The sequence below is a fragment of the Trinickia sp. genome (assembly GCF_051961175.1).
Taxonomy (GTDB): Bacteria; Pseudomonadota; Gammaproteobacteria; order Burkholderiales; family Burkholderiaceae; genus Trinickia.
Genome location: NZ_JBQCDN010000002.1, coordinates 1 through 10044, shown reverse-complemented (window position 1 = coordinate 10044; position 10044 = coordinate 1). Strand labels below are relative to the sequence as shown.

Annotated in this window: 13 protein-coding genes; 5 read left to right on the top strand and 8 right to left on the bottom strand. The window is 63.6% G+C overall.

Annotated features, from left to right (window positions below; all coding sequences use genetic code 11):
• Positions 1–229: DUF899 family protein (locus tag ACTHL0_RS00105; RefSeq protein ID WP_440564506.1), on the bottom strand; the 229-nt coding region annotated here is incomplete at its 3' end.
• Positions 230–398: 169 nt separating this feature from the next.
• On the opposite strand from ACTHL0_RS00105, the gene ACTHL0_RS00100 reads away from it, so the two are divergent.
• Together ACTHL0_RS00100 and ACTHL0_RS00095 are read left to right on the top strand one after the other, a co-directional pair.
• Positions 399–1619, top strand: a complete 1221-nt coding sequence (locus ACTHL0_RS00100; RefSeq protein ID WP_440564505.1) for a helix-turn-helix domain-containing protein — start codon at positions 399–401, stop codon at positions 1617–1619.
• 10 nt (positions 1620–1629) lie between these two features.
• Positions 1630–2316, top strand: a complete 687-nt coding sequence (locus ACTHL0_RS00095; RefSeq protein ID WP_440564504.1) for a Vgb family protein — start codon at positions 1630–1632, stop codon at positions 2314–2316.
• Positions 2317–2350: 34 nt separating this feature from the next.
• Here ACTHL0_RS00095 and ACTHL0_RS00090 read toward each other — a convergent pair whose 3' ends face one another.
• The 6 genes from ACTHL0_RS00090 to ACTHL0_RS00065 all read right to left on the bottom strand — a co-directional run bounded on the left by ACTHL0_RS00090 (position 2351) and on the right by ACTHL0_RS00065 (position 6067).
• Positions 2351–2662: a putative quinol monooxygenase gene (locus ACTHL0_RS00090; protein ID WP_440564503.1), complete on the bottom strand. Its 312-nt coding sequence runs from the start codon at positions 2660–2662 to the stop codon at positions 2351–2353.
• Positions 2659–3750 (bottom strand): aldo/keto reductase, encoded by a 1092-nt coding sequence (locus tag ACTHL0_RS00085; protein WP_440564502.1) that lies wholly within the window; start codon positions 3748–3750, stop codon positions 2659–2661. The genes ACTHL0_RS00090 and ACTHL0_RS00085 overlap by 4 nt, the downstream gene beginning before the upstream one ends.
• Complete coding sequence (locus ACTHL0_RS00080) at positions 3747–4376, bottom strand: DJ-1/PfpI family protein (protein ID WP_440564501.1); 630 nt, start codon at positions 4374–4376, stop codon at positions 3747–3749. Before ACTHL0_RS00080 ends, ACTHL0_RS00085 begins: the two co-directional genes overlap by 4 nt.
• A gap of 26 nt (positions 4377–4402) precedes the next feature.
• Positions 4403–5389 (bottom strand): hypothetical protein, encoded by a 987-nt coding sequence (locus ACTHL0_RS00075; protein ID WP_440564500.1) that lies wholly within the window; start codon positions 5387–5389, stop codon positions 4403–4405.
• Between the two features lie 149 nt (positions 5390–5538).
• On the bottom strand, positions 5539–5754 hold the full coding sequence (locus tag ACTHL0_RS00070; RefSeq protein WP_440564499.1) for a hypothetical protein: 216 nt from the start codon (positions 5752–5754) through the stop codon (positions 5539–5541).
• Positions 5755–5854: 100 nt separating this feature from the next.
• Positions 5855–6067 (bottom strand): hypothetical protein, encoded by a 213-nt coding sequence (locus ACTHL0_RS00065; protein ID WP_440564498.1) that lies wholly within the window; start codon positions 6065–6067, stop codon positions 5855–5857.
• Between the two features lie 347 nt (positions 6068–6414).
• Here ACTHL0_RS00065 and ACTHL0_RS00060 point away from each other — a divergent pair, with 347 nt between their 5' ends.
• On the top strand, positions 6415–6660 hold the full coding sequence (locus ACTHL0_RS00060) for a hypothetical protein (RefSeq protein ID WP_440564497.1): 246 nt from the start codon (positions 6415–6417) through the stop codon (positions 6658–6660).
• On the opposite strand, the gene ACTHL0_RS00055 is transcribed toward ACTHL0_RS00060, so the two are convergent.
• The gene (locus ACTHL0_RS00055) at positions 6618–7391 is read right to left on the bottom strand and encodes an ArsR/SmtB family transcription factor (RefSeq protein WP_440564496.1); all 774 of its coding nucleotides are present in this window, start codon (positions 7389–7391) and stop codon (positions 6618–6620) included. The two genes, ACTHL0_RS00060 and ACTHL0_RS00055, sit on opposite strands and share 43 nt — an antisense overlap.
• 200 nt (positions 7392–7591) lie before the next feature.
• Here ACTHL0_RS00055 and ACTHL0_RS00050 point away from each other — a divergent pair, with 200 nt between their 5' ends.
• On the top strand, positions 7592–9031 hold the full coding sequence (locus ACTHL0_RS00050) for an MFS transporter (RefSeq protein ID WP_440564494.1): 1440 nt from the start codon (positions 7592–7594) through the stop codon (positions 9029–9031).
• Between the two features lie 108 nt (positions 9032–9139).
• Positions 9140–10044 (top strand): DNA topoisomerase IB (locus ACTHL0_RS00045; protein WP_440564493.1); only part of this gene is annotated, 905 nt, incomplete at its 3' end.

Sequence of the window (10044 nt, the reverse complement as noted above, 5' to 3'; positions counted from 1 at the left end):
ACATGAAGTGATAGACGATCAATTGAGAGCGTCCTTCGAACAGATCGGCGAGCGTGGCGCTGCCGCGTTCGGTCTCGAATCGATACGCGCGATCGACGCGTACCCAGGGCAGGGCCTGCCGTTGCCGAGCGAGCTCGTCGCTGCGCCGCGTCAACGCTTTCTCGGCTTCGAGCAGTTCGAGGCGGGCAGCCAGCCATTGGTCGCGTGTTCCTATTGCATGGGTCGTCATGTTTCCTCCGTCGAATGGGTGACCAGGCCCTGGCGTCGGTCGCATCGCAGTTGTAGGGCCGGCTCGGGCCGCCCATCTCAGCGACGCCTATCCGCATGTCGTGACCTGTCACGTGCTAGATTAGTGAGCGCCATCGAACGGAGGGAGTGACAAGTGTGGCGGGATTCGCATGGACTCGCTGATTGCTGCGGCGGCGCGCGCGCTCGCGGCCGGTGACGCGCTCGGCGCGCTGAACCGGATTGCGTTGCGCGAGGACGCCTCCGCGCTCGCGCTGCGCGGCATCGCCATGGCACAGCTCGGCGATTTCGTCAGCGCAAAGCGTTTGCTGCGCGGTGCGGCGCGCGCGTTTGGATCCAAAGCGCCGCTTGCGCGCGCCCGCTGTATCGTGGCCGAAGCCGAAGTGGCATTGGCTGCGCGCGATCTGCGTTGGCCCGACCATTCGCTCGATGCGGCGCGGGCTACGCTCGACGCCCACGGCGATCGGCTCAATGCCGAGCATGCCCGCTGCCTCAAAGCGAGGCTGCTGCTGCTGATGGGGCGCCCGGACGAAGCGGAGCATGCGCTCGCATCGGGGGCGCGCGGGCCTTTGCCTTCGGTGCTGCACGCCACACGGGCGCTGCTCGCAGCCGGCATCGCATTGCGCCGGCTCCATGCGGCCGACGCGCGTGTGGCACTCGATCGTGCCAAGCGTGCCGCGCGCGAGTCCGGCATCGTTTCGTTGATGGCGGAAGTCGAGGGCGCGACGCAGTTGCTCGCGGCGCCCGCGGCGCGTTTAATCACCCGGGGCGAAAGCCGCCCGGTCACATTGGAACAGGTGCAGGCGCTCGCTTCGCCGGAACGGCTGATCATCGACGCATGCCGCTACGCGGTTCGCGAGGCGCAGACATCCGTTTCCCTTGCGACGCGTCCCATATTGTTCGCGCTCGCGCGCAGGCTCGGCGAAGCGTGGCCGGAGGATGTGCCGCGCGAATCTTTGATCGAGGACGCCTTCCGCACGCGGCACATCGACGAATCGCATCGTGCGCGGCTGCGCGTCGAAATGGGCCGGCTGCGCGGGCTGTTGCGCAAGGTGGCCGATATCGCGGCAACCAAACGCGGTTTTGCACTGATGCCCACGCACGCGCATGAGGTTGTCGTTCTGGCGCGCCCCATCGAAGACAAACACGGCGCGGTGCTCGCCTTGCTCGCGGATGGCGAATCCTGGTCCAGTTCCGCATTGGCGCTCGCGCTCGGCGCCAGTCAGCGCTCGGTGCAGCGTGCGCTCGAAGGGCTTGCGCTTGCCGGGACGATTCAATCGTTGGGCGAAGGGCGGGCGCGCCGATGGATGACGCCGCCCGTCGTCGGATTTGCGACGACATTGTTACTCCCCACTCCCTGGACGAACGACTAGGATCGCAGCCATGAAAACCTCCAATGCCGAGATCATTCGGGAATATGGCCCCTTGCCGGGGATCGATGCTGTCCACGGTCTGACCTATGACGGCCGGCAAGTATGGATCGCCGCGGGCGACAGGCTCTGTGCGCTCGATCCGGCGAGTGGCGACACTGGGCGCACGATCGACGTGCCGGCCGATGCGGGCACCGCCTTCGACGGCCAGCACTTCTATCAGATTGCCGCGGATGTCATCAGCAAGATCGACCCGGCGACGGGGCAGGTGGTGGCCGAGATTCCCGTGCCGCCCGGGGGCGGCTGTTCGGGGCTCGCATGGGCCGAGGGCTCACTGTGGGTAGGCTGTTATCCCGCGCGCAAGATTTATCAAGTCGATCCCGAAACGGGCAACGTGCTGCGCACGATCGAATCGAACCGCTTTGTGACGGGCGTCACGTGGGTGGACGGCGAGCTTTGGCACGGCACCTGGGAAGGCGATGACAGCGAGCTCAGGCATGTCGACCCGCATTCCGGTGAGGTGATCGAGGCACTGACAATGCCCGAGGGGGCGATGGTGTCGGGGCTCGAATCGGATGGCGGCGATCGCTTCTTCTGCGGCGGCGGCAAGAGCGCGAAGGTGAGGGTGGTGCGGCGGCCCAAACGCGGCGGGACGGCCGAAGGTGGCCCGGCAATCGCCGCCGATACGCCAGCCGAGTGAATCGAGTGGTGTGCTCGTGGATGACTTTTAACTTTTAGTCTATCGCCTCGAAAATTTGCATCGACGCGCCCGCGACCCAATCCCACACACCGGTGAACCGCGCACGATAGTCCGGATCGGCGATATGCGCTTTCAGCGCGTCGAGGTCGGTCCATTTCTCGACGATGACGAGCTCGTCGCAATTGAACGGCGCCTGGCCCGGCAGCCCGCTCGACAAATGGGCGGCCAAGCTGTACTCGATACAGCCAGCTTTCTTGCGCGTGCTGAAGACAATCGTTCGAAATGCGGCCGTCAGCTTGTCCAGCTGCCCCTCGCGGGCCTGTATTGTTGCAATCACGTGGATCATGTCGAGATATGCGCCAGAGATAGGTGGGGACGCAGCGACGGGGGCGCCGGAACATCGAAAAGCGACTGCTGGGTGCCGAACAGTGCGCTTTGCAGTGGCGTCTGCGCCAGGAAGTGGTGCGGAAAACCGAGGTCGATCTCGCTTGCCTCATCCAGTTGCTTCAGGCGTGGCGCGTCGATTTCAAAATTCAGACAGCCCAAGTTCTGCTCCATCTGCAGTTGCGTCCGCGCGGCAACAATCGGAATGACGCCCCCCGTCCGCTGACGCAACCAGTTCAGCGCGACCTGCGACGGGGGCCGATCGATCGACTCGGCGATTTGAGCGAGAGACGCAGCGATCTGCAGCGATCGACGGTTCAGCCGTTCGCCGTTCAGCCAGTCGCCGCGCTTTGTATCGCCGATCCGAACTTCGTCGCCCGACAGAACATACTTGCCGCTCAATACGCCACCCGCAAGCGGTGCCCATGCGAGCAAGCCGAGCCCCAGCGCATGCGCCATTGGGATGATGTCGCGTTCCGCGGTCCGCTCGATCAGGCTGTACTCGGTCTGGTAGCCAACGAATTTTGTCCAGCCGCGCAAGTCAGCCAGCGTGTTTGCCTGCGCGACGCACCAAGCCGGCGTATTGGAGATGCCCACGTACAGCACTTTGCCCGCACGGACCAGATCGTCCAGCCCACGCATGACTTCATCGGCCGGAGTCAGCGCGTCCCATGCGTGCAGCCAGTAGACGTCGATACGATCGGTGTTAAGCCGCCGCAGGCTATCGTCGATCGCCCGCATCAGGCTCTTGCGGTGATTGCCGCCGCCGTTCGGATTGTTGGCGCGTGTGCTGAGCGAATACTTGGTCGACACGACGAAATAGTCGCGCTCCGATGCGATAAACTCGCCCACGAGTTTTTCGCTCGTGCCGTATGTGTACGTATTGGCCGTGTCGATAAAGTTTCCGCCGGCGGCGCAGAACGCATCGAAAATCGCGCGGCTCACCTCGAGCGACGCACCGAACTGCCATTCTTCGCCGAACGTCATGGTGCCGAGGCAGAGTTCGGACACCCGCAGCCCGCTGCTGCCGAGAAGTCGGTATCGCATCATTGCAGTCGCGCCGGCATTGCCTCGACATCGGTCGCGAAGAACAGGCCCTCGCCTACCGGCTGCCATGACGTCATTACCGCGTCGGCGATCGGTGCGCCCACGTAGCGCTCGATCACCCACCGCACCAGATATTGGCCAGCCATACAGCCGCCGGCCGTCGCGACATTGCCGTCCACGACGAACGGTGCCTCGATCACCTGCACGCCACATTGCTCGAGCAGGGGTTTCGCCGACGGGTAGGTGGTCGCCCGTTTCCCGTCGAGCAGGCCGAGCGCAGCCAGCAGTAGGGCGCCTGAGTCGATCGAGCCAATCAACTGCCGTTCCGGGTCCAGATGGAACTGCGCCAGATAATCGGCGTCATGCATCTTCGCCCGCGTGCCCTTGCCGCTGGTGAAGAGCACCGCGTCGGCTGTATTGGCTTCGTCGAGCAGCCCGTGCATGGGTAGCGTCAGGCCCGTCATCGATCGATGGAACGAGCGCTCGCCAATGAGTGAAACGCGCCAGCCGGGTACGTGCACGCGATTAAGCAGGTCCCAGGGCAGGACGAGATCGATATCGGTGAAATCGTCGAATGCCACGATGCAGACGTGAACCGCATCGCCGGATGGGTCAATCGATCGTGGCATAAGTGCCTCTTCTTTCGTGCGCCGATTCAAATCGCCTGGAAATCGACCCGCTGCCTCGGAAAATACTTGCCGTTCAGCGTCGTGAAGTACGCCTTGATTTCCAATCCCTGTAGATCGAATGCATGCTTGAGGTCGTGAATTTTGTTCACGACCTGATCAAGCGTGTGCCTATCTTCGATTTGTACGAGATCGATGTTATCCGCCAGTAACGACGCGTGTCCCATCCCGACATCGATCTTTTGATGCTCGAAATACGGATCGAGCGCGTGCAGGTCGATTCCGTAGTGCTCGGCCAGACTGGCCTTGAAGCTGTCGATTTCCTTTTCGGCAAACCCCTGTGCCTCGATGACCGCTGCGACCAGTAGCGCCGCCGATGGTGCGAGTTCGAACAACTCACGCATCAGAAAGCCGATCAGTCGCGTGGACAGCAGCGGAATACTCGTTTCGACTTCCGACACCGACATCCCCAGGTTCACCAGCGATTGCAGCACAAAATTTTCGTGTCCGGTCTCCTGTGCGGCATACGTGGTCAACAGCGCCTTCAGCCTTCCGGTTGCATGGCGTGCGCCATGTTCTATCGCGAAAGGAAAGTCACGAATGTAGTGGTACATCTCGAGCAGCCATCCGATCAGCACCGGCTTCGGCAGGCGACCCGCGCTGAACTCATTGCCGATATACGACAGCTGCAGCTCGGTGCTCCAGATGCGACATGCACGCACCAATACATCGCACACTTCCTCGTCGCGTGAGAAGGTATCTCGACGGTCAGAATCGGTGTAGACGATGCCAGCCGGCGCGAGCGAGTCCAGCATCGAGCTGACGTCGCGAGACGAGAAGCCGCTCTTGTCCGCAATGCCGTCGATCGAATGCCAGCCAGTGCAGTAGCTGCGCATCCGCAGAAATTGAAGCGCCCGATCGGTTGGAACCGCAAAGGTTTGTCTGCTGGTGATGAGGACGGCGGTTTCCTGCTGCGGGTCGATATGCCACACGTTTTCACGAAGCTTGGGGTACATGGTGGGATTGTCTCCTACCGGAACGAGAGCCGTGCCTGCGCTTACCTGTGCGGGAGCAGCGAGGGGTAGGCTAGCCTTCGACAGTCGCTAGCCACGGCACCCTCGCTGTTCGCTGCGTGGCACCGCGGGCTTGCGGTGCCCTATGAGTACTAGCCGCAGACGAAGATAACGGTGGATCCGGTGTGCGCGACAATGGCCCCCGGCTTCAGCTCGAAGCTCAGATCGCTCGTTTGCTGAATGCCGGTGACCACCTTCAGCGGAACCCCCACCCCCGCATACGGCTCATCCAGCACCCGGGTAAGCACGACGTCTTCGGCGGCACCGTGGACGGTAACCCGGCCGGCTCCAGTAGACTTATCTGGCATGGTGATTTCCTTCGCAAGCACAAGAGGTGGCTCGACGGCAGTGGTATCCGCACATCATCGCTACAGCGAAGCGCGCGAATGGATGCTGGCCAAGCCGGCTTCAGCCACAGACAAAGATGACCGTGGAGCCGGGATGTGCGACGATCGCGCCAGGCTTCAACTCGAAACTGAGGCTGCTGGTCGTCTGCGTACCGGTGACAACCTTCAGCGGCAATTTTCCCGGTTCGGCTCCATCCGTAATGGCCTTGATCAGCAGCTTCCCTTCCTCCGTGCTGGCTGCGCTGCCGTTTCCTTCGATGCGCGTATCCGACATAATCTCGCTCCTTTTCGCCTACGGGTAATGGAATGTGACGAGGGCATCGCCTCCGCGGTCTTCCAGCCGCTCTGCCTCAGTGTAGGTACTGCAAAGCACGAAGGTTAACTGGCATTTCTGTCAGTCGCAGCAGGCGTAACGGCCCGGGCGCCACTGTAGTGTCGATTGTTGGCGCTGGCGATGTTCAATGGCACGACGCCGAGTGCCCAAGTCCGCCATGACGAAGGTGCACCGGACGGCGTGCTCGCGGTGTTTGACGGCGAGCACACACTGCACAGATGAATAGGATTCCTAAATAAGTGAAGAGTGATTACGCGGGAGCGAACTCATGATGTGTTCGATGACGCTTGATGCTCGGCGTTCGCGTGCAAACGGAATTGATGGGCGAGCAGCAAGCGAGCGATCCGCATGCGATGCCCCTCGCCGCGTTCATCGACGAAGTCATGAGCCTGCTCGAGACGCAGCCCGATGCACGCGAAGTGCTCGTTGAGCGTGTGCATCCGCTGCGGTTCGCGGCCGAGCAGGGATACGAGAAGTACATGGCGCAATTTCACGCGTTCAACGATACGTTTGGGGCGGGGATCAAAGGCTGAAGCACGGGACGAGGCTCGGCGGCGTTCGCCCGCATGACGGTGGCGATGTCGATGCCGAGCGTTTCCCTGAACGACGCCGCGCCTTGCGGCGTCACCTGAACGGCTCGCGACGTTTTCGATCGCACCAGCCAACCGCGCTCGCAAAGTGCCGTCATCAAGCGCGTGCCGAGCGGCCCGGCAACATGATGTTCGCGCTCGGTCCAATCGAGGCATTGCCTTGCGATGCCGTGCCGCCCGGGTTTGATCGAGGCGACGTCCAGGCCCAACCGTGCGAACCACGCGGCACCCTCGGCCGTGACTTCGAATTGCTTGCCGCCCGCCTCGACAAGGCAGCCGCGCGCAACCAGCGCTTGCGTGATGGCCACGCCGAGACGTCCGGCGAGATGGTCGTAGCAGCAGCGCGCGAACAGCAACCGCTGCGCATCGCCGCTGAGCGGGCGGCGGCGCACCGGCTGCTCGGGACCGATCGACGCGAGCGTTTCCAGCGCCGCAGCCACATGCTCGCCGGCCAATCGATAGTAGCGATGCCGGCCCTCGGTCTCGACCGTCAGCAAGCCGCCGGCCAAGAGTTTCGCCAGATGCGAACTGGCGGTTTGGGCCGTGATGCCGGCTGCGAACGCGAGCTCCCCGGCCGGGCGCGCGCGTCCGTCGACGAGACTCATCAGCATCGCGGAGCGCGCCGGGTCGGCGATCAGAAAGGCGGCTGACGTGAGATTCGGCTGCAATGGCATAGGGCTGCCTCCATCGATGACACAATCTGACGACGATGAGCGCACGATAGCAGCAATCGCATACGCATGATTCGACACGCGTCGAAGCATGAGCGCAGACCGCAAGCCTAGACTCGCCCCATGAGACGGACCCATCCAGGATTGAGGAGGCAGGCGGTGAGCGACCAGAAGCGCAATGAACGGAACGAGGGCCATCGCCGATGACCATCGATCTTTTGTTACCGAGCCGGAACCAGCATCCGCATCAGCATCAGAATCGTAATCAAAGCCGCCGGGTGCTCGCGGCGACGAGCGTCAGCTATTTCATCGTCATCCTCGATACGTCGATCGTCAACGTGGCGCTCGAGCGGATCTCCGTGGCGCTGTCGATTCCAATCACGGGACTGCAATGGGTCACGAACGCCTATACGCTCGTGTTCGCGGCGTTGCTGCTGTCGGGCGGCACGCTGGGGGATCGGCTGGGGGCGCGCAACGTCTATTTGGCTGGACTCGCGTTGTTCACGCTCGCGTCGATGTGTTGCGGCCTGGCGCCGGATCTACCGATGCTGGTGGCCGCGCGCGCCGTGCAGGGTGTCGGCGCCGCGCTGCTGGTGCCATGTTCGCTCAAGCTCATCAATCAAGCGTGCCCGAGCCCGGAGACGCGCGCTCGCGCAATCGGATTCTGGGTCGGCTGCGGCGGTGTGGCGATGGCGGCGGGCCCCGTGTTCGGCGGGGTGCTTATCCATCTGTTGGATTGGCGCAGCATTTTTTTCGTCAACGTACCCGTTGGTTTGAGCGGGATTGCGATGACGTGCCGAGTGGCCCGCGATGTGCCGAAGGGGCCGGTGCGCCGTCTCGATGTCGCGGGGCAACTCGCCGCGATCGTGGCACTGGCGGCGTTGATCGGCGTGCTTATTGAAGGAGGACCGCTCGGCTGGCGTGCGCCGGTCGTGCTGCTGGGTATTGTCGTGACGGTATGCGGCTGGGCAGCCTTCATAGCGATCGAATCGCGCACGCGCGATGCCATGCTGCCGTTGTCGCTGTTTCGCAGCGGCGTATTCTCCGGCTCGACGTTCGTGTCGATGGCGTCGGCGTTCGTCTTCTACGGCTTGCTGTTCGTCGCGAGTCTCTACTATCAGCGCGTGCGCGGCTACTCGCCGCTTTCCACTGGCCTGACGCTGCTTCCGATGACGACGATGGTGGCGCTGGGCGGCGTGCTGTCGGCTCGATTGTCGAAGGCGGGCGGATCGCAGGTGTCGATGTGTCTCGCATTCGGGCTCTACGCGGCCGGCGCGCTGGCGCTGATCGCCCTTGTTTCGGGCGCGCCGAATTGGACGGCGATCGTGCCGCTCGTCGCCATCGGCTTCGCCGCGGGATATGTGACGCCGGCCGCGACGGCCCCCGCGCTCGCGACGGTGGAACAACGCGATGCGGGCATTGCGGCGGGCGTGTTGAATTCCGCACGCCAGTCGGGTTCGGCACTCGGCGTGGCCGTGTTCGGCTCCGTGATCGGCACGAGCATACCGTTCGTCATGGCCATGCGCGTGGTGTTGTTCGGCGCGGCCGCCATGGCAATCGTCGCGGCGCTCGTCTGGTGGAAAGCAACAGAAACGCCGAGACCGATTGCCGGATCGCCCCGTGCCGATTCGTCGTGCAACTGAGGCGCGAGGGCCCGTGCGTACCGGTGCGCGTGCCTGGTGCCGCTCGGAGCGAGCGTGGCACGACGCTTGCGTAAGTGCAGCGCATAAGCACCTTCGCGGCTTTGACCTATGTCCAGCTCTTGTCATTCGAATCGCGCGCCGCGGCGTCGGGCCTGCGCCGGCACCGAAGCGAATGGGGGAGAACGTGAGCCGCATCCTGCGCCGGTGGAACTGCCCCGTGACCTGCGCTATGTCGACGATCGCGGCCCCGGCATCACGCGCAAGCTATTACGTGGGCGCTTCGCCTATTTCGATTCGAACGGCAAGCGGATCGACGACGAGGCGGAACTCGCACGCATCCGCGCGCTCGCTGTACCGCCGGCCTACACCGACGTCTGGATCTGCCCGGACCCGCTCGGCCACTTGCAGGCAACGGGCCGCGATGCGCGCAATCGCAAACAGTATCGCTACCACATCCGGTGGCGAGAGATTCGCGATGCGACGAAGTACGAGCGGATGGCCGCGTTCGGCGAGGCGCTGCCGAAAATTCGGGCCCGCGTCGCGCGCGATCTGCGCCTGCCGGGCATGCCGTGGGAGAAAGTGGCTGCCACCGTCGTCCGCTTGCTCGACCTGACATTGATCCGCGTTGGCAGCGTGGAATACGCGCGCGAGAATCGCTCGTTCGGGCTCACGACGTTGCGCAAACGGCATGCGGCCGTTCGCGCGGGGCATCTGCGCTTTCGCTTTCGTGGCAAGAGCGGGATCGAGCACGATGTCGACGTGGACGACCCGCGGATCGCGCGCATCGTGCGGCGCTGCATGGATTTGCCGGGGCGCGAACTCTTTCAGTACGTCGATGAAGACGGCACGCATCGGCCCGTGGGCTCATCGGACATCAACGCGTACCTGCGTGAGGCGAGCGGTGCCGATTTCACGGCCAAGGACTACCGAACCTGGGCCGGCCGCGTGTTCGCTTTGGCCGCGCTGCGGCGCATCGCACCGCGCGATGTCACCGACGCGCGCAAGCATCTCGT

Coding starts and splice junctions, on each gene's coding strand:
- ACTHL0_RS00100 (WP_440564505.1), top strand. CDS start 399: ATGGACTCGCTGATTGCTGCGGCGGCGCGCGCGCTCGCGGCCGGTGAC.
- ACTHL0_RS00095 (WP_440564504.1), top strand. CDS start 1,630: ATGAAAACCTCCAATGCCGAGATCATTCGGGAATATGGCCCCTTGCCG.
- ACTHL0_RS00090 (WP_440564503.1), bottom strand. CDS start 2,662: ATGATCCACGTGATTGCAACAATACAGGCCCGCGAGGGGCAGCTGGAC.
- ACTHL0_RS00085 (WP_440564502.1), bottom strand. CDS start 3,750: ATGATGCGATACCGACTTCTCGGCAGCAGCGGGCTGCGGGTGTCCGAA.
- ACTHL0_RS00080 (WP_440564501.1), bottom strand. CDS start 4,376: ATGCCACGATCGATTGACCCATCCGGCGATGCGGTTCACGTCTGCATC.
- ACTHL0_RS00075 (WP_440564500.1), bottom strand. CDS start 5,389: ATGTACCCCAAGCTTCGTGAAAACGTGTGGCATATCGACCCGCAGCAG.
- ACTHL0_RS00070 (WP_440564499.1), bottom strand. CDS start 5,754: ATGCCAGATAAGTCTACTGGAGCCGGCCGGGTTACCGTCCACGGTGCC.
- ACTHL0_RS00065 (WP_440564498.1), bottom strand. CDS start 6,067: ATGTCGGATACGCGCATCGAAGGAAACGGCAGCGCAGCCAGCACGGAG.
- ACTHL0_RS00055 (WP_440564496.1), bottom strand. CDS start 7,391: ATGCCATTGCAGCCGAATCTCACGTCAGCCGCCTTTCTGATCGCCGAC.
- ACTHL0_RS00050 (WP_440564494.1), top strand. CDS start 7,592: ATGACCATCGATCTTTTGTTACCGAGCCGGAACCAGCATCCGCATCAG.